This window comes from Salinadaptatus halalkaliphilus (assembly GCF_006543045.1).
Classification (GTDB): domain Archaea; phylum Halobacteriota; class Halobacteria; order Halobacteriales; family Natrialbaceae; genus Salinadaptatus; species Salinadaptatus halalkaliphilus.
This window is the reverse complement of record NZ_RBZW01000076.1, coordinates 161,601-182,653: the sequence shown is the minus strand read 5'-3', so window position 1 is coordinate 182,653 and position 21,053 is coordinate 161,601. Positions and strand designations below refer to the sequence as shown.

General features: G+C 62.0%; 21 protein-coding genes. 7 read left to right on the top strand and 14 right to left on the bottom strand.

Annotation, left to right across the window (positions count from 1 at the left end; genetic code table 11):
• Nucleotides 1–2: 2 nt before the first annotated feature.
• The 7 genes from D8Y22_RS21040 to D8Y22_RS21010 form a co-directional block, all read right to left on the bottom strand.
• Nucleotides 3–1,715 carry a VC_2705 family sodium/solute symporter gene (locus D8Y22_RS21040; RefSeq protein WP_141466599.1) on the bottom strand — a complete coding sequence of 571 codons (1,713 nt, stop codon included), beginning with the start codon at nucleotides 1,713–1,715 and terminating at the stop codon, nucleotides 3–5.
• A complete protein-coding gene (locus D8Y22_RS21035; protein ID WP_141466598.1) occupies nucleotides 1,712–2,155 on the bottom strand; it encodes a DUF4212 domain-containing protein in 444 nt (147 codons plus the stop codon). The genes D8Y22_RS21040 and D8Y22_RS21035 overlap by 4 nt, the downstream gene beginning before the upstream one ends.
• A 57-nt stretch (nucleotides 2,156–2,212) precedes the next feature.
• Nucleotides 2,213–4,189 carry an acetate--CoA ligase gene (acs, locus tag D8Y22_RS21030; RefSeq protein ID WP_141466597.1) on the bottom strand — a complete coding sequence of 659 codons (1,977 nt, stop codon included), beginning with the start codon at nucleotides 4,187–4,189 and terminating at the stop codon, nucleotides 2,213–2,215.
• Between the two features lie 317 nt (nucleotides 4,190–4,506).
• A complete protein-coding gene (locus D8Y22_RS21025; protein ID WP_141466596.1) occupies nucleotides 4,507–6,789 on the bottom strand; it encodes a bacterio-opsin activator domain-containing protein in 2,283 nt (760 codons plus the stop codon).
• A gap of 126 nt (nucleotides 6,790–6,915) precedes the next feature.
• Nucleotides 6,916–8,892 carry an acetate--CoA ligase gene (acs, locus tag D8Y22_RS21020; RefSeq protein ID WP_141466595.1) on the bottom strand — a complete coding sequence of 659 codons (1,977 nt, stop codon included), beginning with the start codon at nucleotides 8,890–8,892 and terminating at the stop codon, nucleotides 6,916–6,918.
• Nucleotides 8,893–8,986: 94 nt separating this feature from the next.
• Nucleotides 8,987–9,481, bottom strand: coding sequence for a universal stress protein (locus D8Y22_RS21015; protein ID WP_141466594.1), 495 nt, complete (start codon nucleotides 9,479–9,481; stop codon nucleotides 8,987–8,989).
• A 59-nt stretch (nucleotides 9,482–9,540) separates the two neighbouring features.
• A complete protein-coding gene (locus D8Y22_RS21010) occupies nucleotides 9,541–9,972 on the bottom strand; it encodes a universal stress protein (RefSeq protein WP_141466593.1) in 432 nt (143 codons plus the stop codon).
• 138 nt (nucleotides 9,973–10,110) lie between these two features.
• Here D8Y22_RS21010 and D8Y22_RS21005 point away from each other — a divergent pair, with 138 nt between their 5' ends.
• Nucleotides 10,111–10,323 carry a hypothetical protein gene (locus tag D8Y22_RS21005; RefSeq protein ID WP_141466592.1) on the top strand — a complete coding sequence of 71 codons (213 nt, stop codon included), beginning with the start codon at nucleotides 10,111–10,113 and terminating at the stop codon, nucleotides 10,321–10,323.
• A 15-nt stretch (nucleotides 10,324–10,338) separates the two neighbouring features.
• On the opposite strand, the gene D8Y22_RS21000 is transcribed toward D8Y22_RS21005, so the two are convergent.
• From D8Y22_RS21000 to D8Y22_RS20975, 5 genes are all read right to left on the bottom strand, one after another.
• Nucleotides 10,339–11,178 carry a hypothetical protein gene (locus tag D8Y22_RS21000; RefSeq protein WP_141466591.1) on the bottom strand — a complete coding sequence of 280 codons (840 nt, stop codon included), beginning with the start codon at nucleotides 11,176–11,178 and terminating at the stop codon, nucleotides 10,339–10,341.
• 99 nt (nucleotides 11,179–11,277) lie between these two features.
• Nucleotides 11,278–12,108, bottom strand: coding sequence for a hypothetical protein (locus tag D8Y22_RS20995; RefSeq protein WP_141466590.1), 831 nt, complete (start codon nucleotides 12,106–12,108; stop codon nucleotides 11,278–11,280).
• On the bottom strand, nucleotides 12,109–12,615 hold the full coding sequence (locus D8Y22_RS20990; RefSeq protein WP_141466589.1) for a hypothetical protein: 507 nt from the start codon (nucleotides 12,613–12,615) through the stop codon (nucleotides 12,109–12,111).
• On the bottom strand, nucleotides 12,612–13,568 hold the full coding sequence (locus D8Y22_RS20985) for a hypothetical protein (protein ID WP_141466588.1): 957 nt from the start codon (nucleotides 13,566–13,568) through the stop codon (nucleotides 12,612–12,614). Before D8Y22_RS20985 ends, D8Y22_RS20990 begins: the two co-directional genes overlap by 4 nt.
• Before the next feature lie 585 nt (nucleotides 13,569–14,153).
• On the bottom strand, nucleotides 14,154–16,238 hold the full coding sequence (locus tag D8Y22_RS20975) for an AMP-binding protein (protein WP_141466586.1): 2,085 nt from the start codon (nucleotides 16,236–16,238) through the stop codon (nucleotides 14,154–14,156).
• A 142-nt stretch (nucleotides 16,239–16,380) separates the two neighbouring features.
• Between D8Y22_RS20975 and D8Y22_RS20970 the strand changes: the two genes are divergently transcribed.
• Together D8Y22_RS20970 and D8Y22_RS20965 are read left to right on the top strand one after the other, a co-directional pair.
• Nucleotides 16,381–16,605 (top strand): antitoxin VapB family protein, encoded by a 225-nt coding sequence (locus tag D8Y22_RS20970; protein ID WP_141466585.1) that lies wholly within the window; start codon nucleotides 16,381–16,383, stop codon nucleotides 16,603–16,605.
• Nucleotides 16,602–16,985 (top strand): type II toxin-antitoxin system VapC family toxin, encoded by a 384-nt coding sequence (locus D8Y22_RS20965; RefSeq protein ID WP_141466584.1) that lies wholly within the window; start codon nucleotides 16,602–16,604, stop codon nucleotides 16,983–16,985. The genes D8Y22_RS20970 and D8Y22_RS20965 overlap by 4 nt, the downstream gene beginning before the upstream one ends.
• Before the next feature lie 147 nt (nucleotides 16,986–17,132).
• Here D8Y22_RS20965 and D8Y22_RS20960 read toward each other — a convergent pair whose 3' ends face one another.
• Together D8Y22_RS20960 and D8Y22_RS20955 are read right to left on the bottom strand one after the other, a co-directional pair.
• On the bottom strand, nucleotides 17,133–17,411 hold the full coding sequence (locus D8Y22_RS20960; RefSeq protein WP_141466583.1) for a DUF7521 family protein: 279 nt from the start codon (nucleotides 17,409–17,411) through the stop codon (nucleotides 17,133–17,135).
• A 1-nt stretch (nucleotide 17,412) separates the two neighbouring features.
• Nucleotides 17,413–17,772 (bottom strand): winged helix-turn-helix domain-containing protein, encoded by a 360-nt coding sequence (locus D8Y22_RS20955; RefSeq protein WP_141466582.1) that lies wholly within the window; start codon nucleotides 17,770–17,772, stop codon nucleotides 17,413–17,415.
• A gap of 565 nt (nucleotides 17,773–18,337) precedes the next feature.
• Between D8Y22_RS20955 and D8Y22_RS20950 the strand changes: the two genes are divergently transcribed.
• Genes D8Y22_RS20950 through D8Y22_RS20935 form a run of 4 tightly spaced genes read left to right on the top strand, consistent with a single transcriptional unit; the run spans nucleotide 18,338 to nucleotide 21,046 of the window.
• Complete coding sequence (locus tag D8Y22_RS20950) at nucleotides 18,338–18,946, top strand: archaellin/type IV pilin N-terminal domain-containing protein (RefSeq protein ID WP_141466581.1); 609 nt, start codon at nucleotides 18,338–18,340, stop codon at nucleotides 18,944–18,946.
• A 2-nt stretch (nucleotides 18,947–18,948) separates the two neighbouring features.
• Complete coding sequence (locus D8Y22_RS20945; protein ID WP_141466580.1) at nucleotides 18,949–19,599, top strand: archaellin/type IV pilin N-terminal domain-containing protein; 651 nt, start codon at nucleotides 18,949–18,951, stop codon at nucleotides 19,597–19,599.
• Between the two features lie 5 nt (nucleotides 19,600–19,604).
• Nucleotides 19,605–20,213, top strand: coding sequence for an archaellin/type IV pilin N-terminal domain-containing protein (locus D8Y22_RS20940; RefSeq protein ID WP_141466579.1), 609 nt, complete (start codon nucleotides 19,605–19,607; stop codon nucleotides 20,211–20,213).
• Nucleotides 20,214–20,215: 2 nt separating this feature from the next.
• Nucleotides 20,216–21,046: an archaellin/type IV pilin N-terminal domain-containing protein gene (locus D8Y22_RS20935; protein WP_141466578.1), complete on the top strand. Its 831-nt coding sequence runs from the start codon at nucleotides 20,216–20,218 to the stop codon at nucleotides 21,044–21,046.
• The last annotated feature ends 7 nt before the right edge of the window (nucleotides 21,047–21,053 follow it).

The following is a 21,053-nucleotide window of genomic DNA, read 5'->3' as shown; positions in this document are numbered from 1 at the left end:
GGTTAGTCGTCGGCTGGTGCGTTTCCGTTCTTTTCGGCGACGATATCCGCCGCAGTCTTGTCTTTCGGCATCGGATCTGGGCTGTGACATTGTCGGACCATCTGTTTGGTCTCGAGTGGCGGGTCGTCAGTGAGCAGCGAGACGACGATGACGACGGCGAAGACGACTGGGACGCCGATCAGTCCGGAACCGATCGCCGGCACCCAGGTCGCGAGCCACTCGATGCCCCACGGTTCGTTCATGAGATGTCCTTCGTTGAGCATCGGGATGGTCCAGATGATCAGTCCGATGACCATGCCGGCGAGTGCACCCTGTCGGTTGGTGCGCTCCCACCAGAGCCCGAGGAAGAACATCGGGAACAGCACGATCGCAGCGAGTGCGAACGCAAAGGAGACGAGCGCGGCGATCGGTGCGGACGGATCAAGCGTCATGATGATCGTCAGCACGCCCAGCAGGACGATGCTCAGGCGCCCGATCAGGACTTGCTGGCGCTGGGTCGCGTCTTCGTTGATGATGTTCGCGTAGATGTCGTGTGAAATGGCAGACGACGCGGCGATGAACAGGCCGGCCGTGGTCGCAATCGCCGCCGCGATACCGCCGGCGGCCACGATGCCCACGAACCACTCCGGTAACCCGGCGAGCTGTGCGGCCAGGACGACGATCACGTCACCGGCGACGTCGGTCATGCCGGGGTCGCCGTAGGCGGCTGTGATGTTCTCGCTGAACAGGAGCGTTCCGATCGCCGCGAACGCGGGTGCACTCAGGTACAGCAGACAGATGAAGAACAGCCCCCAGGTGCACGACCAGCGGGCGATCCGTTCGTTCTCGACCGTGTAGAACCTGACCAGGACGTGGGGCAGTCCGCAGGTCCCGAAGATCAGGCTGAAACAGGTCGCGATCCAGAGGTAGTAGCTCCCACCGGCGAAGGGATCGGAGAACTCGTTGCCGAGCTGGTCGATCAACAGCCCGTACTCGATCTGTGGCAGGATGGTCGTGTACCCGGTGGTCCAGCCCGTAACGAGCAGGCCGACGAGGAACGCGACGATCAGAATAACGTACTGAAGCACCATGTTCTTGGTCGCTCCCAGCATCCCGGATAGCGCGAGGTACGCAATGGTGACGACCATGAACAGGACCATCATCGTCTGGTAGGCACTCAGCGTGCCGCCAGTGATGGCAGACCAGTCACCGAGGATGTACATCCCGACGAGTCCCATCCCACGGGCCTGTCCGAGCGCGTACACGAGTCCGATGAGGAACGTGGTGACCGCGGCCAGCGCTCTGGCGGTGTCGGAGTTGAATCGGTCCCCGACGAAGTCCGGTGCGGTGTATTTCCCGAATCGGCGCATCTGCGCGGCCATGAAGATTAGCAGGATGAAATATCCCGTGGTCCAGCCGACGACGAATGCGAGGCCGTAAACCCCCGAAAGGGCGATCAGCGCCGCCATTCCGAGATACGACGCGGCCGACATCCAGTTCGAGCCGATCGCCATCCCGTTCTCGACGTTCCCGATCGAGCGGCCGGCGACCCACATGTCGTCCGTGTTAGCGACCCTGTAGAAGAAGCCAGCCACGAGGAACGACAGCATCATCAACACGACGATGACTGCGGGAGCGGCCTTGAACGAAATGTCGAGCCCCTCCGGTAGCAGTTCTTCTGACGCCTGTAGCGGAACCGTCGCGAGTTCCGGCGTCACCGCGAGCGCGTCTATCATTCGCTTACACCTCCATCAGCCGCCGCCGCATCGTCCGGCACAGTCTCGGTCGTTTCGGGTTCGTACACCTGCTGTTCGATACCGTACTTGTCGTCGATCTGATCTCGTTTGCGAGCGTACCACACCGATAGAATCAGTGCGGCCGATGGCCCGACGATCGCGATCAGGAAGTAATGCAACGGGAAGCCAAGTACCGGCATCGTCGACGTCATCGCATCCGGTGCGAGCCGCGTCGCCGTAATCGGCCCGAACGTGGTGACGACCCAGATGGCGAACCCGATCAGGATCACCCGCTGGTGGTCCCGCATGAACGGCGTCGCCGGCTTCAACAGGTTGATCTCGACGTCCATATAATCGATCTGTTTCTCGCGCTCAACGTCCGAGAGGCCGCCATCGGTTCTGACGTCCTCTGCTGATTCTTGCTTGTCTTTGTCTGCCATAGTTTGTCTCGGTGGAAAGTCTGTGGCTTGGTTCGTTCGATAAAATCGACCGCTCGGTTAGTTCTCCCCTACCTGTTCGGCGATGTCGTCGACGACATCCGGATTTCGAAGCGTCGAGGTGTTCCCGAGTTCGTTGCCGCTCGCGATGTCCTCGAGCAGCCGTCGCATGATTTTACCCGAGCGCGTCTTCGGGAGTTCCGGCGTGAAGATCACGTCTTCCGGTTTCGCGATCGGGCCGATCGAATCGAGCACGGCCTCGACGGCGCGCTCTTGTAACTCGTCGTCGCCGTCGTAGTCGTCTTCGGGGATGGCGTAGACGTAGACGGCTTCGCCTTTGACGTCGTGGTCGCCGCCGACGACGGCTGCTTCGGCGACGCCTTCGACGCCGACGACGGCCGACTCGATTTCCATCGTCCCCAGCCGGTGGCCGGAGACGTTGATCACGTCGTCGACGCGACCGAGGATGGTGATGTAGCCGTCCTCGTCGAGTTTCGCCCCGTCCTCGGGGAAGTAGACCCACTCGTCGGTCTCCTCGTCGGAGTACTCCGCCCAGTATTCCGAAATGAACCGCTCGTCGTTGTTATAGAGCGTCCGCAACATGCCCGGCCACGGGTTCTGTACGGTCACGTAGCCCGCTTCCCCGGCGCCGATTTCGTCGCCGTTGGCGTCGACGACTTGGGCGTCGATTCCCGGCAGCGGCGGTCCGGCGGAGCCGGGTTTCATCGTGTTGATCCCCGGCAACGTCGTGATCATCATCCCGCCCGTCTCGGTCTGCCACCAGGTGTCAACGATCGGGCACGCTTCGTCGCCGATATGCTTGTAATACCATTTCCACGCGCGCGGATTGATCGGTTCCCCGACCGTTCCCAGCAATCGTAGCGAGGAGAGATCGTACTCCTCGGGATACTGACTCCCCCACTTCATGAACGCCCGAATCGCCGTCGGGGCGGTGTAGAAGATGTCGACGCTGTTCTTCTCGACGATCTCCCAGAGCCGGTCCTTCTCGGGGTAGTCGGGCGTCCCCTCGTACATCACCGTCGTCGTGCCAAGCGCGAGCGGCCCGTAGACGATGTAGGAATGGCCCGTGATCCAGCCGATATCGGCCGAACACCAGTAGGTGTCTTCCGGCTCGATGTCCAGGACCGAGTGACTCGTCCAGGCCGTGTAGGCCAGATAGCCACCCGTCGTGTGTTTGACCCCCTTTGGCTTGCCCGTCGTTCCCGACGTATACATCAGGAACAACATGTCCTCCGCATCCCGTGACACCGGCTCGACCGACGCCCCCGCGTTGGCCTCGACTAACTCGTCGTAGTCGCACTGGTTGTCGGCAAGCGAGTGCTCGAGCGCGTCGCCGAGTCGATCGACGACCACGACGTCGGATACGTCGTGGTCGACGTCGGCGAGCCCCTCGTTTGCCTTCTCGATGTGATCGAGGGCGTCCCCGCGACGGTAATAGCCGTCACAGGTGACCAAATACTCGCTGTCGGCCGAGTTCATCCGCGTCGCGAGCGCGTCCGCGGAGAAGCCGGCGAAGACGACGCTATGTGGGGCGCCGATGCGTGCACACGCGAGCATCGCGATCGGCAGCTCCGGAATCATCGGCATGTACAGCGTCACGACGTCGTCTTCCTCGACGCCGAGGTCCCGCAGCGTCGCCGCGAACGCTTCGACCTCGTTCAACAGCTCCCCGTAGGTGTACGTTCGCGTCTCGCCTAACTCACCCTCCCACTTGATCGCCGCGCGATTCTTCGCACCGTCCTCGACGTGGCGATCGAGACAGTTGTACGAGGCGTTCAACTCGCCGCCGGTGAACCACTCGTAAAACGGCGCGTCGTCGTCCTCGAGCACCGTGTCGTAGGGCTCGTCCCACGAGAGGAGATCGGCCGCACGCTCCCAGCAGTCGGGCCAGTTCTCCTCGAACTCGTCGTAGATCCCCGGATCGGATACGTTTGCCTGCTCGACGAACGACTCGGGGGGCTCAAACGCCGCTTGCCCCTCGAGTCGCGCCTCGAGATTGGCTTCGTCCTGTGACATGCTACATCAATTCAATGCAGTACGAGCATAGTAAAGCGAGGCTCTAGCTGTGCAAAACCATCCGGGTTATCGTGCGGCCGATCGTCGTCGATCGGCTATTCTTTCATATTTATTCGCGTGGAATGGCGCACGATGCCGATCTGATCGCGCAGTGAGTAGCGAACGATCGTGTTTCGAGCGGCCCGCCGACCGGCATCGACTGCCGAACCAACACGAAACTCTAGAAGATTAGTGCAGGCGATCGGCCAGTAGTCAGCTCCCGATACTGCCTGCAAACCTACTGCAATCGTCCGAAAACCCGGCTCGAGTCGTCGATCTCACTCGGTACGATTCTGTTCTGATTCGGCCGTCGGTTCGTCGAAAAACGTCCGCAGGAGTTCGTGTTGGCCCTTCCGGAGGTGATTGTGAAGCGTCGGCGAGGAGATGTCCATCGCGTCGGCGACTTCCTCGGCCGTACTCTCTCGCGGCCAGTCGTAGTAGCCGCCGAAGTACGCCGCTCGAAGTGCAGCCTCCTGGCGATCCGTTAGCCGATCCTCGAGGCCCTCCCTGAACTCGCGGGCGGTTTGGACGGTCCGTTCGGCCTCGCGTTTGCCGACGAGTTCCGACGCCGGAAACGCCGCCCGGAGGCCGTCGACGATCGTTCTGATGTCGGCGTCGAGTGCACACTCGCCGGTGATCGTCGCCGTCCCGTCTTCGACGACGGCGTCGACGACCGTGACGCCGTACTCGGTCAGCGTCAGCGTCGGCGAGGAGCCCTCGACGACGAACTCGACCCGCCAGCCGTCGGCGTCGGTCTCGATCAGCCGGCAGTCGCCGATGTCGGGTTCGCCCGCCGCGAGGTCGAACACCGCCGCCGGCGAGGCTCCCTCGAGGCCCATGTAGTACAGCTGGGTCGATTCCGAGAGTGCTACGAGTGAGTCGAGTTCGAACCGACAGTCGAGTTGTTCGGAGGCGCTTGCAAAAAACGACGCCGCGTCGTGACAGGCGACCTCGAGTTCGACGACGCGATCCGACAGCAAGAGGTTGCGCCGTCGGACGGCGGTGATGGCGTAGCCGACTTGGCGCCCGATCGTCCGCAGCCAGCGTCGTTCTTCCTCGTCGAAGGAATCCGAACGGTCGGTCGCAACCGAGAGGGTGCCGTAGGTCGTATCCCCATACTGTAGCGGGATCTGTGCGATTGCACCGGCAAACGTCGTTCCGTCGAGTTGCCCCGTTACGTCGCGTTCGACCGTTACTGCCGGCGAGATCGCATTGCCGGCACCCGACTCGAGGGGCTGTTTGTCGTCGGTGTCGGATCGAGTACCGCCGTCGTCGGTTCCGGCGGCCGCTGGCTCGTCGATGTCGTGCCATCCCTCGGGAACGAGTCGGTCGATGGCGTCGGGTTCGATCCCGCTTGTGGCTCGCCACTGGTTTCGTCGGTCGGCAAGCGCCGTCCGGTCGATCCAGGCGAACTCGTAGGCCGAGCCGTCGGCCAGCGACGTACAGGTGTTCGTTTCGACCTCTTGATGGTCGTTCGAGGCGAGCAGGGACTCGGATAGCTGTCGGTGTCGCCGGGCGACGGCGTACTGATCCTCGAGTTCGTCTCGGCGGCTCTGGACCGTCTCGAGGTCGTCGTAGTATTCCGAGACGTCCCGGACGAAGACGGCGTATCCCCGGTGACGTCCTCGGTCGTCTCGCAGCGGCGTGAGGACCTCGGTCGCGCGAAACTGGCTCCCGTCTTTGTGGACTCGCCACCCCTCGGTCTCGTGACCCGACTCCTCCAGCGCAGCGGCGAGTGCCCGTTCCGGTATGCCGTCGTCCACGGCGTCGTCGGTGTAGAACGCCGAGACGTGGGTCCCGACGATTTCGCCGGCCCGGTAGCCAAACAGCGCCGCGCCGCTTCGGTTCCAGCGTTCGACGTAGCCGTCGCCGTCCAGCCGAACGAGTGCGTACTGCTCGCTGGCCGCGAGCAACAGCCTAACGACGCTGTCGTCACTGATGGCCGTTCGGGCTGTCGAGCGATCGTCCTCCCGTCCTGTCCCCGACGGCTGTTCGACGGCGTCGAAGCTGTCGACGATCTCCGTGTCGGTCGGCTCGGGAAGATACGTCTCGAGGGCCTCGAAGCTCTGCCAGCCGCCCGCGGATTTGACGATGCGGGGGTTGACATCGTGGTCGACAAGCGATCGGTACGCGAAGTACTGTCTGAGTTCACTCGAGGAGACGTCTGTAAGCTCGGGATCGTCGAACAGGTCGCTCGCCCGGTCGGCGACGTCGGCCACGAGCATCTGCAGTCGTCGCGGCGTCACCGAGAAAATTGGATCGTCCGCCGACAGACTGTTCGATCGCGCGTAGCGACGCAGCTCGCGTTCGACCCGCGTCGGGAGATACGCAGTTCGACCGTCGCGATCGCCCACCGACGGAACCCGAACGAGGTACCGCGGCGGCTCCATTCGCACCTGTTCGATATCGCCGATCGTCAATTCGGCCAGCTCCGCCGGGCGGAGACCGACGTCGCCGCAGAGTCGGACGACCAACGCTTCGCGATAGGTTTCGGCGGCGTCGAGTAACGACTCGTACTGTCGCGGCGAGAGGACGGTGTCGACGGCCCCCTCGAGAGACATAGTTCGCCCTTTCTATAGGCGCGAACATAATTGTATCGTCTCTCTCCCCGCTCTATCCTCATATCTGTGGAGAGACGCGTCGCAATTCGTCGAGACTCGTTTCGCCACGTTTGAAACGGCGAAACGTCACCGACCATCGCGCTCGGCCTGAATCTCGCCGACGATTTCGGGGTTGCGAAGCGCGCTCGTATCACCCAGCGACTCGCCGTTGGCGATATCCTCGAGCAAGCGCCGCATGATCTTGCCCGAGCGCGTCTTGGGGAGTTCCGGCGTGAAGACGATGTCACGAGGGACCGCGGCCTCGCCGATCACCGACTCGACGTTCCCGACGATCGAGGCCCGAACGTCGGTGCCGTCGTAGCCGCGTTCGGTACTTACGTACGCGTAAATATCGGTTTCGTCGCCGCTATCGCTCGAGCGGCCGACGACGGCGGCCTCCGCGATGCCGTCGACGCTGGTGATCGCGCTTTCGATTTCCATCGAGCTCAGCTGCTTGCCCTCAACGGAAATCACGTCGTCGACCCGCCCGAGAACGGTGATGTAGCCGTCCTCGTCGAGACAGGCAGTATCGCCGCTGAAGTAGTTCCAGTCGTCGGTGTCGGGGTCGGAAAACCGTTCCCAGTACTCCCTGACGAATCGCTCGTCGCCGTCGTACAGCGTTCGAGCCATACCGGGCCAGGGACGAGTGATGGTGAGATAGCCGGTGTCGCCGGCCGCGACCGGCGTCCCGTCCGCGTCGACGACTTGGGCGTCGATCCCCGGCAGGGGTCGGCCCGAAGCCCCCGGTTTCATCTCGTCGACACCCGGCAGCGTCGAAACCAGTATCGCACCGGTCTCGGTCTGCCACCAGGTATCGACGATCGGACACTCGCCGCCGCCGACGTGTTCGCGATACCAGTTCCACGGGCGCGGGCTGATCGGTTCGCCGACGGTGCCAAGCAGCCGCAGCGAGGAGAGATCGTAGCGGCCCGGATACTCGGCGCCCCACTTCATGAACGCACGGACGGCCGTCGGCGCGGTGTAAAAAACGTCGACAGCGTTTCGGTCGATGATCTCCCAGAGCCGGTCCCGATCCGGATAATCCGGCGTTCCCTCGTACATCACCGTCGTCGTGCCGAGTGCCAGCGGCCCGTAGACGATGTACGAATGCCCTGTGATCCAGCCGATGTCGGCCCCACACCAGTAGGTGTCTTCGGGTTCGATATCCAACACGGCCCGACTCGTCCAGGCGACGTGGGAGAGATACCCCCCAGTCGTGTGGACGACCCCTTTCGGCTCGCCGGTCGTCCCCGACGTGTACATCAAAAATAGCATATCCTCGGCGTCTCGCGCGACCGGTTCGACCGTCTCGCCGGCGTGTGTCGCCTGCAGTTCGTGATAGTCCCACTCGGCGTCACCGAGAACGTGAGGGAGATCCTCGCCGAGGCGATCGACGACGACCGTCCGAACGTCCTGCTCGAGTGCGAGTCGGGCGTTGTCTGCCTTGCTCTTCTGATTGAACGCGTCGCCCCGTCGATAGTAACCGTCGCAGGTGATGAGATACTCGCTCTCGGCGGCGTCCATGCGCGTCGCCAGCGCGTCCGCCGAGAGCCCCGCGAAGACGACGCTGTGTGGCGCGCCGATGCGTGCACACGCAAGCATCGTGATCGGTAACTCCGGAATCATCGGCAGATAGATCGTCACGACATCGTCGGTTTCGACGCCAAGTTCGCGAAGGCCAGCGGCAATCTCGTTGATCGCAACGTAGAGGTCCTGATACGTGTAGGTCGCCCGCTCACCGCGTTTACCCTCCCACCGGATTGCCGTGTGCGTCTTGCGGCCCTGCTCGACGTGGCGATCCACGCAGTTGGCTGCAGCGTTTAGCTTCCCGCCAGTGAACCACCGATAAAACGGCGCGTCCTCGTCGTCGAGCACGGTATCGTAGGGCTCGATCCACGACAGGAGTTCGGCTGCTCGATCCCAGCAGTCGGGCCAGTTCGCGTCGAATTCTTCGTGAATTCCTCCGTTCGAAACGGTCGCCTGCTCGGCGAACGATGCGGGAGGATCGCGGGGTGAGCCGGTCGGCGCTGGATGCGTCCGCCCCCGGCCGTTCCCATCGTCCATATATCGTTCGAACTGACGGGAGTCAGGGGAATAAACGTTCCTCCGGCGGCGAACTGCCGTGGGTTTCTGGGGGCAGTCGCTACAGCAATCCGTCTCATTCGGTCGTCGAATCGATGTCGGTGATCTCTTCGGGATCGGCCGGCTCGCCGGGTTCGCGAACGACGTAGACGTCGTAGCGATGGTCGCTGGCGACGGGACTGCCGACGCTCGATTGGGGTGCGATCACCGAGCCGGCGTTTTCCGAGCCGATGAAGACGACGCTGGCATCGATTTCGGCGGCAACTCGACGAATCTCACGGACGACCTCCGTCGTCGCCGTCGCGGTCGGTTCGTCGGCGCTCACCCGCTCGGTTTCGACCGTCGCTTCGGGCGCGACCTCGCTCGCTCGCGACTGCAGTCCCGCTTCGATCGCGTCGGCATCGAAGGGCTCGCCCCGCGTGATCCAGCCACGTTCGCGGGCGTACTCCTCGTCGTCCGGGATCACCGTCAGCACGACGATGCTCTCCTCGAGTAACTCGCCGAACGTCGCCGCCTTCTCGAGTGCCTTCCGTGCCAGTCTGGAGCCGTCGTAGGGAACGAGCAGTGTCATACTGTCATCCCAGGGTCACTGTCAAAGTAAACCTTCGCCCACCGCCCACCTGATGAAAATCACTCCGCGTCGCCGACGACGAGCACCGGCCGATCCGCGAGTCTGACGATCCGGTCGACCGTCGCCCCGAGCAGCGCGCGCTTGAACGATGATCTCCCTCGAGCGCCGATGACGACGGCACCGGCGTCCCGTTCGTCGGCATACGCCAACACCTCCTCGTGGGGCACCCCCGAGCGAATCGTCGTCTCGACGGGGACATCCGCGGCCGCCGCTTGCTCCTCGAGATACTCGAGTGCCGATTCGGCCGCCGCTCGCCGTCGCTGCTCGACTTCCGCCGGATCGACGATCGCGTTGTCGTACTCGGTCCGGGACTCGAGGACCGCGATGCCATAGACCGGAATCTCGAGTCTCGTTGCGAGTCCGACCGCGTGCTCGATCGCGGTCGTTGCGGCCTCACTGCCGTCGGTCGCTACGAGTAGTGAGTCGTACATACCGTCGCATACGGCTCGAGGCCGTTAAGGGTTTGACCCGACCTGCACTGCCGCCCCGGCAATCGCCCGACTCCTCGAGTACCGCCTCGCCGTCACAACTCTAGCAGCGTATTTATGCCACGAGTGGAAAGCACCGGTATGACCGACGAGGTCCCGGTACATCGGACGGACCTGCTCGTTCTCGGCGTCGTATCGCTACTCGGTGGCTTGCTCATCGCGACCGTAACGATCACGCCGGAGCTCTCGCCACAGTTTTTCAACGCGATCTTCGTCGGCGCGACGCTGCTCGCGTTCTTCCTCTTTATCCCGATCATGGGGCTACGGCTGTTCATCGGGGACGAAGACGAGTAACGGCTCGCGTCGACGTCACCTGCTTTTGTCCGGCATCGTCGAGTGTCGAGCCGTCCCCCGCATATCCGCTCGATCGGACGGTGACGACGCGACCGTCGAATGCCGAACCACCCCACGACTGGTCGCCGAGTCGTCGGAGCCAAACTCCATCTCGAGGAATTTGTCGTCTCCGTCGGTGTCGTCGTCGGCATCGGTCGACGCCGATTTCCCGTCGTCGGAGGCCGTCTCCGCGTCGGTTTCCGCGTCCGTATCGTTGTCCGACTCGAGCGAGCCACTCGCCGCCTCGAGTCGCTCGCGGAGCGTCCCGACGTCGTCGCCGACTTCCGTCACCGTCGATTGCAGCGCCGATTTGATCGCATCGCCGATGTCCGCCGGTGTCTCGTCGTCTTCGCCGGCTGGTTCCTCGTCGTCCGCTGCAGTCTCGTCGCGTCCATCGTCGGTTTCGGACGCAGTACGGTCGTCGTCTCCGGCCTCGCCACCCTCGCGCCGTGCTCGGACGTGGGCCGACGCCGCCTCGAGGTCACCCTCGTCACTGTCGTCGGCCAGTTTCGCGAGATTCAGCAAGCGTTTCAGATCGTCGACCCGTGACTCGTCGCCGCGAGCGATCGCGTCGGGGATCGAGGACGGCTCGCTCCCGTCGGGCAGCGTCTCGAGGCCGACCGCCGCGAGCACGTCCTCGGGATCGGCCGACTCGAGGAACGCTGTGGCTTCCGCTGCCGCCTCGAGTAACGACGATTCTGCCGACTCGCTCGAGTCGATGGTCTCGTCTGGATCGTCCGCCGCGACGAGTACGTGGCTTCGCTCGTCGGCCGTGGCCAGGATTTCGGTTACCTGGTCGTGTGGTGAATCGCTCATGGGTATCGGGGCCCGATTTGACGGGCGGTTGCGTACGCCGGCATCTCGCTGGGCGGTTCCCGTTTTCGTGGGCCGATCCGCCGTTTCCTGGGACGGTCGTTAGCTGGCTTTGGCTTCCGACTCGGTATCCGTCTCGTCGCCGTCTTCGCTCGAGTCGTCGGCGTCACCCGCATCCGCATCGCCGGACGTCTCGTCTGCCTCGTCGGACACCGTCTCGATGATTTCCGCCGTCATCTCCTCGCGACTGAGATTCGCCTTCACGTCGATGTCTTTCGCGATCGACTGCAACTCCTCGTAGGACATCACGCCCAGGAAATCCTCGAGCGTCTCCGTTCGAAGCTCCTCGAGGTTCCCCGCTGACGGGCCACTCGAGTCGTCCTCGGTGCTTTCGTCGCCGTCCTCGGCATCGCCCGATTCGTCCTGGGCGTCCATCTCGGCTTCGGCGTCGTCGGGCTCCGTTTCCGCGTCGTCTTCCGTTTGCTCGTCCGCCGATTCGTCGTCGCCCTCGCTCTCGGAATCGCGTTCGGCCTCGTCGCCCTCGTCGGCGTCGGTCTTCTCGTCCTCGAGCAGGTCCGCGAGGTCGCCCTCGCCGGTCGCTTCGCCAAGCAGCGATCGCACCGAGTCCGAGACGGCCGCCCCCTGGACGGTCTCGCTGACGGCATCACGAACCGCTGTGGTGAGATCCGATTGCAGTTCCTGCCGGTCTTTCTCCTGTTCGACCGCATCGGCGATCGCCAGGTGGATCTTGCGGCCGATCGCGGCGCCGAACGCGCGCCCAACTTGCTCGCCGAATGTGCGCCCGACTGCCGCGCCGAGTTCGTCGCCGTCGATGGCGTCTCGAATCGTGCCGTCGCCGAGCAGGTCATCCACCTCGAGTTGCTCGCTCACTTCGTCGGTGACGACCTGTTTGAGGTCCGTTCCGTCGCTCATCTATTCCCCCTCGTCGGTTTCTCCTGTGTCGTTTTCCTCCGCGTCCTCGGCCTCGGCGTCTTCGGCGTCGCTCCCCTCGTCGGCTTCTTCGCTCGAGTCCTCGCTCTGTTCGTCATCGTCCGTGTCGTCCGTCTCGTCCATCTCGTCCGCACCCGATTCGTCGTCCTCGCGTTCCTCTTCGCTCTCTTCGTCTTCGCCCCCGGTTTCCTCGTCATCGGCAGCAGTCTCCTCGTCTTCCTCGCCCTCGTCGCCTTCTGTCTCGTCTTCGCCCGCCGCTTCGTCGGGTTGGAGCAGCTCTTCGACGACCATCTCGCCGATCGTCCGGCCGATCTGCTCGCCGACTTTGCGTCCGACCAGCGCGCCGATCTGGGCGCCGAGGGCCTCACCCAACGGTCGATCCTCGTCGATCTCGTCTTCCCACTGGGTCCCCTCGACTAACTCTGCGACGTCGATGTTCTCCGCAAGCGACTCGTAGTCGATCCGCTGGGTCAGTGATCCGTCACTCATGATTGGGCCTCCGCTTGTGCGGCGCCTTCCTCACCCGCTGGCTGGTCGTCCTCGGGCTCGAGCTGATCGATCACCTGCTGGAGCACCTCGCGAACGACCGTCGCGACGAGTTCCTCGATCGGCAGCCCGGGGACGACGCCGACGAGTTTCTCCCTGAGCCAACTCATCGCACGGGAGATCCGTCCGGCGGACTCTTCGGGTTCGTTGTCGGCCTCTTCCTCCTCGCCGGCTCCCGCCTCGTCTTCGCCTGCTGGCTCCTCGCCCTCGCCGCCGACGCCGAACAATCCGGCCAGAAACTCGGTCGTTCGACTCACGAATCCGCCGAGGAACTCCCTGGCTCGAGTCGGCACCGACGCGAGAAACTCCTTCGGTCGTTGCAACAGCCCGGTGAACCACTCCTTGGGCTTTGCCAGCATGGACTTCACGCTGTCGAGAACCGCGCTCGGTCCGTCGAGCAATCCGGACACCGCCGACAGGAGGTTCCCGAGCAAGTTGTTCTCACCCGGCCGCGCCGAGACATCGAGGGTTACCTCGTTCAGGTTGACCTCGAGGCCGAGGACGTCGAGAAAGAGTCCCTCGAGATCGAGGTGGACGACCCCCGAGGCGTCGTCGCTCTCGTAGACGTCGTCGGCGTCCTCGACGTGGGACTCGTCTTCCTCGTCCGTGTCGCTCGTTTCGTCGCTGGCCGCCTCCTCGTCCGACGTCTCGTCCTCCACTTCGGATTCTCCGCCGGTCGCGGCTTCGTCGTCTTCGCTTTCACCGTCGTCGGTTTCGCCTTGGGTTTCCCCTTCGTCTGCGTCCGTCTCATCGCTGCCTTCCGTGTCCCTCTCCTCCCCGTCGGCTGCGTCGGTTTCCTCGTCGGCTTGCTCTTCGGTCCGTTCGTCGTCCGATTCGTCCGCTTCGACCTGTGCCTGCCCGCCGTCGGTGCGAAGTTCTCCGGTAGCAGTCCTCATCGACGGCTCCCGGACCGTTGCCTTCTCTGAACAGTCGTCGGAATCGCCAACGCTCTGTTCCGCTCTCATTATTCGGCAAAACCCACGTGCGACAGTGTTGTGGTGGTTGGCCTTGCGTATGCGATAGCGACGTGAATTCGACGCGGTTGTCGTCCACCCCTGCGACAGGACCGTCCGCTGGCAAACCGACTACACCGCTTCCGATTCGGCTCGAACCCGTGCCGTGATATCACCGGACTTGGGGGAGCGTAGGCGCCACCGTTATACCTGCCAGGGTGCTACCAATGACGGTGTCGCTAATCGAACAATCTGCTGTTAGCGCGACGAATCCCAAAACGATGCTTTACTGCTATAATTGTGGATTTGAAAGTCCTATCGACAAAGCGTGGCACGTCTACGCCCACGGCGAATACGTCGATTCTACGTGTCCCGAATGTGCGACGACGATCGATTCTCGTCCACGAAAAGAGGCGAAATCTCTCTATACCTGACAGGGGTTACCGGCGGAGTTCATCGGTTCCCCTGCCGAACCGAGACCAATGGATACGACAGCTGTACGATCAGGTGTGCAGTGACGTGTCGTGGCTATCGTGCGTCCTCGAGGGCCTCGAGCGCTTCGGGATTTTCGATACTACTCATGTCGCCCAGATCCTCGTCGGTGTAGGTCGCCTCGATAGCGCGACGGATGATCTTGCCCGACTGGGTTTTGGGGAACGCGTCGACGAACAGGACCTCCCGCGGGCGGAAGGGTTTGCCAAGTTCCGACCCGACCTGGCCTCGAAGTTCCTCGCGAAGGTCGTCACTCTCTTCGACCCCGTCCTCGAGGATGACGTAGGTGACGACGGCGGTGCCGGTGGTGTCGTCGGGAGCGCCGATGGCGGCGGCCTGGTTGACCGCCTCGTGGTCGATGAGCGCACCCTCGACCTCCGCGGGGCCGACCTTACGCCCGGCGACGTTCAAGGCGTCATCGGCCCGCCCGTGGAGGAACCAGAAGCCATCGGCGTCTTTCTGGGCCCAGTCGCCGTGGTTCCACATGTCGTCGAAGCGCGACCAGTACTCCGCTATGTAGCGTTCGTCGCCCGACCACAGCGACTTGGTCATCGAGGGACAGGAGTCACGCGCGACGAGATAGCCGCGCTCGTTGGCTTCCCTGACCGAGTCGCCGGTGGCGTCGACGATGTCGATGTCCATGCCGAGGCCGGGCCCGCCGAGCGTGCAGGGTTTGAGCGGCTCGGTCGGCATCGGCATCAGGAAGCAGCCACAGATCTCGGTGCCGCCGGAGATGTTGATGATCGGACACTCCCCGTTGCCGACGTGTTCGTAGAACCACTGCCAGGATTCGGGATCCCAGGGCTCGCCCGTCGAGCCCAGCAGCCGCAGCGAGGAGAGGTCGTGACCCTCGAGCCACTGGTCGTCTCCGGCTCCACCGGAGCCGGATGGCTCGTCAGACGTCGTCTGACGCTCGCCGTGTTTTCGGAGCGCGCGAATCGCCGTCGGGGAGATGCCAAACTGAGTGAGTTCGTGGCGATCGATCATCGCCCAGAAGCGGTCGGGTTCGGGATAGTCCGGCGCGCCCTCGTACATGAAGACGGTCCCGCCGACGGTGTGGGTGCCGATCAGGGTCCAGGGCCCCATCATCCAGCCGATATCGGACACCCAGAAGAAGCGATCGGACGGCTTGAGATCCATGCCGAAATAGACCTCCTTGGGACACTGCACGCCCACACCCGCGTGCGTATGGACGATCCCTTTCGGCTTCCCCGTCGTCCCCGAGGAGTACAGTAGCATCGACTCCTGACTCGAGGGCAGGGATTTCGTCTCGTACTCGTCGGACTGCGTTTCGACGGCGTCGGCCCACCACTCGTCGCGGTCGTCGTCCCAGGGGATTTCGCCGGCCGTCGAGTCGGCGTCTTCCTCGGCCGCCGTACTCCCGAATCTGTCGAAGACGATCGTGTGCTCGACGTGGCCCGCCTGGGTAATGGCGTCGTCGGCGCCACCCTTGAGATAGACGTGGTCGCCGCGCCGGTAGAAGCCGTCGCCGGTAAACAGCACCGAGCACGCCGAGTCGTCGATGCGCGTTGCGGCGGCGTCGACGCCGAAGCCAGAGAAGATGGGGACCGCGATCGCGCCGACCTTGAAACAGCCATAGAGAATCGAGACGACCTCCGGCACCATCGGCATGTAGAGCCCCACGGTATCGCCCGTCTCGATGCCGCGGGCCTCGAGGGCGTTGGCGACCTGATTGGCCTGGCGGTGGAGTTCGTGGTAGGTAACCTCTCGAACCTCGCCGTCTTCACCTTCCCAGATGGTCGCTACTTTGTTCCGTCGTTCCGCGTCGACGGCCGCGTGGCGATCGACGACGTTGTGGGCGACGTTGAGTTTCCCGCCGGGATACCAATCGCTGAACTGCGGGCCCTCGCTATCGTCTCGAACCGTGTCGTACGCTTCGTAAAACTCGATGTCGAGATAGTCGACCACCTCGTCCCAGAACCACTCGAGACCCGACGCTTCGACTCCCTCGAGGTCGGTCGTCGTGCGCTCGACGAGCTCGTCGTAGTCGTCGATATCGTAGCTCTGCATGAACTCGGAGACGTTCGTCGATTCGACGAATTCTTCGCTCGGTTCGTGAACGATCTCGTCGACATCCTCGAGTGCGGTGTCTGATGGCATGTGTCGTACGTAGCCGTTGGCGATGTCCCACCATCAAACGTCTGGTCGTCCCGTCCGGGAGTGGGCTCTCGAGAACTGCCGGGATGACAGCCGCCGGTACGGTGGACGACAGATATACTATCGTACGTGTACAAGTACGTGTATGGGCACCAAAACGATAACGATCACCGAAGCGGCCTACGAAGCCCTGAAAGAGCACAAACGCGACGACGAAAGCTTTACCGAGACGATCGTTCGAATCACTGGGAGCAACCGGGACGTAATGAAAGGCTTCGGTGCGATGAAAGACGTCGACGGGTTCGCGGACGCGGTCGAATCCTCGCGTGCGGAGTTCGATTCCGACCTCAGAGAGCGTGAGCGGCGGTGATAGTCCTTGACACGACGTTTCTCGTGGATTACCTTGAGGAGGAGCCTGCGACGGCCGCGTTTCTCGAGGCCCACCGGAACAAGCCGTTCTTCGCGACGACGCTGACGCTGTTCGAAGCGTATCGGGGTGGGGCACGCACGGCCGGCCGCGATGGCGTCGATCGTGTCGCAGACGCCCTCGATTGGATCGAACCACTGGAACAGACCGAGTCGATCGCTCGTGAAGCTGCGGTGATCGAAGCCGAACTGCTCGAGGCCGGCGCACCGATCAATCTCGGGGACATCCTGATCGCGGCCACCTGTCGCCACAACGGGGCTCGTCTCGTGACCCGTGACGGGGACTTCGAGCGTGTCGAGGGAGTGGAAACGGTGGGGTATTGACACCTGCGTATTACTCCGCCTGTGGTCGTGTTTTGGGCGTGTGACATCGGGACATCCGGGATACGAACAGCGTCGGAACGAGCGGGACGTCTGGATTGGGGACAGGTCGACGGGACGAAATCGTAGTCGCTCTGCCGTCGGATTCGGTTACTCGGCGTAGAGACTCAAGATCACCGCGACGAAGCCAAGCGTCGTCACGAAGTAGTTGACCGTCAGCAGTTGGCGGGGATTCTGGAAGTCGTTCAGAAACGCGCTCATCGTGGTCGCGACGGCGGCGGCGACGATCAGCGTAAAGCCGACCGAGAGATAGATCATCGCCGTGCGTTCGGTTTCGGCGTAGGCCTGGACGGCCATCCCGGCCATCACCAGCCCGGAGGTCACGAGCGTCGCGGAGAAGACGACGTAGAGAATCTCGATGAACTCCATCTCAGTCGTCACCACCGATGCCCCGACTCAGGTCCTCCCACACGCTACTGAGGGGCTGTTCGGTGACGTCGCGCTCTTTCGATTCGATTTCGACGTCTTCCTCCTCGAATCGGATGACGATTTCCGAGACGTTGCGCTGGTAGAGGGTCTGACTTTGGCCCGTCTCGCCGAACTCGCGGTCGTCCTCGTCGTCCTCGAGCAGGCCGAGTTCGTTCAACGCCTCGACCCGGCGGTAGCTGGTCGTCACCGGGATGTCGAGCTCGTCGCTCAACTCCTGGGCCGATTTGGGTTCGTGAGCCGAACGGAGGATATCGGGGCTGTACTTCTTCCCCAGATTCCCCAGTACCTCGGTCGGATCCATGCCATGGCCTCTGTAGTGCAGTCACTAAACCGTATTGACCGATTCGAGACCATTTTCGAACGTGAAAATACGTCCGTAGATACGTTCTCGAGCCCACTACCGGCAGGGGTGGTGATTGGCAGGCTGGTGGTCGTGGACTCGAGTCGAGGCGATGGTCGAGTCCAGTACGCGCGTGCGTCTCGAGTACGACGGGGTACGACACCGGAACGATAGCCGATCGGTGGCGCGCAGGTGGGACACTCGGCGTGGGAGTCGCCCCGAATTACGGCCGATTTCGCCGAGTTTTGGCCCGGCGACCCGTTTCGATCCGTAAAAACGCCCGTTCTCGAGGCTGTGAGGGGTATCTGTCGACGGGTCGATTTTCGTGTGGTGGTGACGATGCTCGAGTTCCCGACAGGCACGGCGGCTTTGGCGCGGTTGTATTCGTCGATTAAACTCGAGTAGTGAGTGACTGTCACGCTCGCCGATCCGTTTTCATACATGAAAATACTGGCTCAGGTTTAATATCCGGTAGTCCTGAGTATCCGGTGACGCCCGCCCTGAGCGGGTGTTCACCCCCCTACACATGTTTACGAACGACGATACAGAGCGCGGTCAGGTGGGGATCGGCACGCTTATCGTGTTTATCGCGATGGTGCTGGTCGCTGCGATTGCCGCGGGCGTACTGATCAATACGGCTGGTATGCTGCAAACGCAAGCAGAAGCCACCGGTGAAGAATCGACACAGCAAGTGAGCGATCGGCTGGAAATTGTGAGTACCTCGGGAGAGATTGATGAGAGTAACGAGGTCAACCAGCTAAAGTTCGTTATGGCGATGGCGCCTGGCTCGGATCCGATCGATCTGAATCAGACGACTGCCCAGTTCATCGGTGAACAGGGTGAAGAAATGAAGGCCATTAACGCTGATGAATCTGGTGGTGGCGGCACTAACGACTACGTCGAACTAATCCAAGGTGTTGACGATGAGGACGAACCGGTTTTGACGGATACTAGTGATCGTGTCGAATTGATATTTGATGTTGATGGGGATGGCGAGAATGGCCTCGATTGGGACCCACTCGAGGAAGGAGAACAACTAACGGTAATCTTCACGACGGACGCTGGTGCGTCGACGCAGACGGAAATCCGTGTGCCGACGACGATTACCGATGAAGACGAATCGGTGAGGCTGTAATCATGTTCGCAAACGACTCTACAGAGCGCGGTCAGGTGGGAATCGGGACGCTCATCGTGTTCATCGCGATGGTACTGGTCGCTGCAATCGCCGCGGGTGTGCTCATCAACACCGCCGGCATGTTGCAGACGCAGGCTGAAGCAACCGGTGAAGAGAGTACGGATCTCGTCTCCGAACGGATTGATGTGACGAGTGAAGTCGGGATTGTCGAAGACACTTCCGGTGCAGACGATGGCGCGCTGGAGGAAATCCGTATTGGCGTGACCGGAGCAGCAGGTGCTGATGACATTGATCTCAACGAGACGATCATTCAGGCTGTGGGACCAGAAGGGCAAGAGAATCTCATATTATCTGAGGACGATGGGACTTCTGGAACTGGGCTCGATCATGGTGCCGGGGCATTCGGTGTCGAAAAGACAGGTGACGGGACTCTTAGTGGCCCCGATGATGCCGTTCTGAGGTCGGATAACGGAGACTTCGTCATTACCCTTGACCCTAAGGAAGATCCGTTTGGAGCTGGCACAGGTCCAGATGCCTTCGGTGAAGGCGACGAGGCAACCCTCGACATCGTCTCGCCATCGGGTGCAACCACGCAGGTCGAACTCATCGCACCGGATCTGTTCACTGAGGACGGAGAGGCAGTCCAACTCTAAGGCCCATGTTCACTACGCAAAGCGAAGACGACCGTGGTCAAGTGGGGATCGGGACACTCATCGTGTTCATCGCGATGGTGCTGGTCGCCGCAATCGCCGCGGGCGTCTTGATCAACACGGCCGGCATGCTGCAGACCCAGGCAGAAGCCACCGGTGAAGAATCGACCCAGCAGGTCAGCGATCGACTAGAAGTCGTGAGTGTTTCGGGAGATGTTGGTGAAGATGCTGGGGATAATGTCATTGATGAACTTCGGTTCGTCATGGCGATGGCACCTGGCTCCGACCCGATTGATCTGAATCAAACGACGGCCCAGTTCATCGGTCCACAAGGTGAGGAAACGTTGGCGCTGGATGCTACTGAAACGGGTGCCAGCGAAGAAGAATTTGAGCCGATCCAGGGTGTCAGTGATGCAGAAGAACCTGTATTAACTGATAACAGTGATCGTGTCGAGATCCAGTTTGATCTTGACGACGGAGATGTAGGCGATTGGGATCCCCTCCCAGAGGGTGAACAAGTAACGGTGGTCTTCACGACGGACTCCGGTGCGACGACGCAAACCGAAATCCGGGTTCCGACGACGATCATCGACGAGGATGACGCAGTGAGGCTGTAACCATGTTCGCAAACGACTCAACTGACAGAGGCCAAGTGGGGATCGGCACGCTCATCGTGTTCATCGCGATGGTGCTGGTCGCTGCGATCGCTGCCGGCGTGCTAATCAACACGGCCGGTATGTTGCAGACCCAGGCCGAAGCGACTGGTGAAGAGAGTACCGACCTCGTCTCCGAACGGATTGACGTGACGAGTGACGTTGGGATCGTCTCTGAAGCGGATGTAGAGGATGATCCTGCTAACCCTGCCGAGACTTTTGATGGAGCTGACCGCGGTGAACTCAGCGAAATTCGCCTCGGTGTGACTGGTGCACCAGGTGCTGATGACATTGATCTCAACGAGACCATCATTCAGGTTGTTGGTCCGGAAGGACAAGCAAATCTTGTCCTTGCTGATCCCGGTGATGGTGATATGGATGAGACGGATAGCTTTGTCCAAGTCTCGGATGAAGAGGACGAGGACGACCCTGGGGATCCAACTACTACAGATGCATCTACTGAAACTGAACCCCGGCACATTGCACAGGGTTACTTCGCGGTTGAAGACGAGGACGGTAATTTCGTCTCAGCAAGCGATGCAGTCTTGAATGATAATAATGGTGAGTTCACTATTGTTATCAATCCGATGGTAGAGCCGTTCGGATCACAAGAAAGCGAAAGCGATGGTGACCTTGAAATCCACGCCCTTGCTGATGGCGACGGCGGTGGCGAATCCGCCTTCGGCGAAGGTGACGAGGCAACCCTCAGCATCGTCTCGCCATCGGGCGCTACCTCGCAGGTCGAATTGCGATCACCTGACCTCTACACTGATGCCGGTGAAGCAGTGCAACTCTAATAACTCC

What these genes read in the sequence shown, in the direction of transcription:
- D8Y22_RS21025 (WP_141466596.1), bottom strand. Translation starts at nt 6,789, where the DNA reads ATGTCTCTCGAGGGGGCCGTCGACACCGTCCTCTCGCCGCGACAGTAC.
- acs (WP_141466595.1), bottom strand. Translation starts at nt 8,892, where the DNA reads ATGGACGATGGGAACGGCCGGGGGCGGACGCATCCAGCGCCGACCGGC.
- D8Y22_RS20975 (WP_141466586.1), bottom strand. Translation starts at nt 16,238, where the DNA reads ATGCCATCAGACACCGCACTCGAGGATGTCGACGAGATCGTTCACGAA.
- D8Y22_RS20940 (WP_141466579.1), top strand. Translation starts at nt 19,605, where the DNA reads ATGTTCACTACGCAAAGCGAAGACGACCGTGGTCAAGTGGGGATCGGG.
- D8Y22_RS20985 (WP_141466588.1), bottom strand. Translation starts at nt 13,568, where the DNA reads ATGAGGACTGCTACCGGAGAACTTCGCACCGACGGCGGGCAGGCACAG.
- D8Y22_RS20970 (WP_141466585.1), top strand. Translation starts at nt 16,381, where the DNA reads ATGGGCACCAAAACGATAACGATCACCGAAGCGGCCTACGAAGCCCTG.
- D8Y22_RS21040 (WP_141466599.1), bottom strand. Translation starts at nt 1,715, where the DNA reads ATGATAGACGCGCTCGCGGTGACGCCGGAACTCGCGACGGTTCCGCTA.
- D8Y22_RS20995 (WP_141466590.1), bottom strand. Translation starts at nt 12,108, where the DNA reads ATGAGCGACGGAACGGACCTCAAACAGGTCGTCACCGACGAAGTGAGC.
- D8Y22_RS21015 (WP_141466594.1), bottom strand. Translation starts at nt 9,481, where the DNA reads ATGACACTGCTCGTTCCCTACGACGGCTCCAGACTGGCACGGAAGGCA.
- D8Y22_RS20935 (WP_141466578.1), top strand. Translation starts at nt 20,216, where the DNA reads ATGTTCGCAAACGACTCAACTGACAGAGGCCAAGTGGGGATCGGCACG.
- D8Y22_RS20990 (WP_141466589.1), bottom strand. Translation starts at nt 12,615, where the DNA reads ATGAGTGACGGATCACTGACCCAGCGGATCGACTACGAGTCGCTTGCG.
- acs (WP_141466597.1), bottom strand. Translation starts at nt 4,189, where the DNA reads ATGTCACAGGACGAAGCCAATCTCGAGGCGCGACTCGAGGGGCAAGCG.
- D8Y22_RS20945 (WP_141466580.1), top strand. Translation starts at nt 18,949, where the DNA reads ATGTTCGCAAACGACTCTACAGAGCGCGGTCAGGTGGGAATCGGGACG.
- D8Y22_RS21000 (WP_141466591.1), bottom strand. Translation starts at nt 11,178, where the DNA reads ATGAGCGATTCACCACACGACCAGGTAACCGAAATCCTGGCCACGGCC.
- D8Y22_RS20960 (WP_141466583.1), bottom strand. Translation starts at nt 17,411, where the DNA reads ATGGAGTTCATCGAGATTCTCTACGTCGTCTTCTCCGCGACGCTCGTG.
- D8Y22_RS20955 (WP_141466582.1), bottom strand. Translation starts at nt 17,772, where the DNA reads ATGGATCCGACCGAGGTACTGGGGAATCTGGGGAAGAAGTACAGCCCC.
- D8Y22_RS21035 (WP_141466598.1), bottom strand. Translation starts at nt 2,155, where the DNA reads ATGGCAGACAAAGACAAGCAAGAATCAGCAGAGGACGTCAGAACCGAT.
- D8Y22_RS20950 (WP_141466581.1), top strand. Translation starts at nt 18,338, where the DNA reads ATGTTTACGAACGACGATACAGAGCGCGGTCAGGTGGGGATCGGCACG.
- D8Y22_RS21010 (WP_141466593.1), bottom strand. Translation starts at nt 9,972, where the DNA reads ATGTACGACTCACTACTCGTAGCGACCGACGGCAGTGAGGCCGCAACG.
- D8Y22_RS21005 (WP_141466592.1), top strand. Translation starts at nt 10,111, where the DNA reads ATGACCGACGAGGTCCCGGTACATCGGACGGACCTGCTCGTTCTCGGC.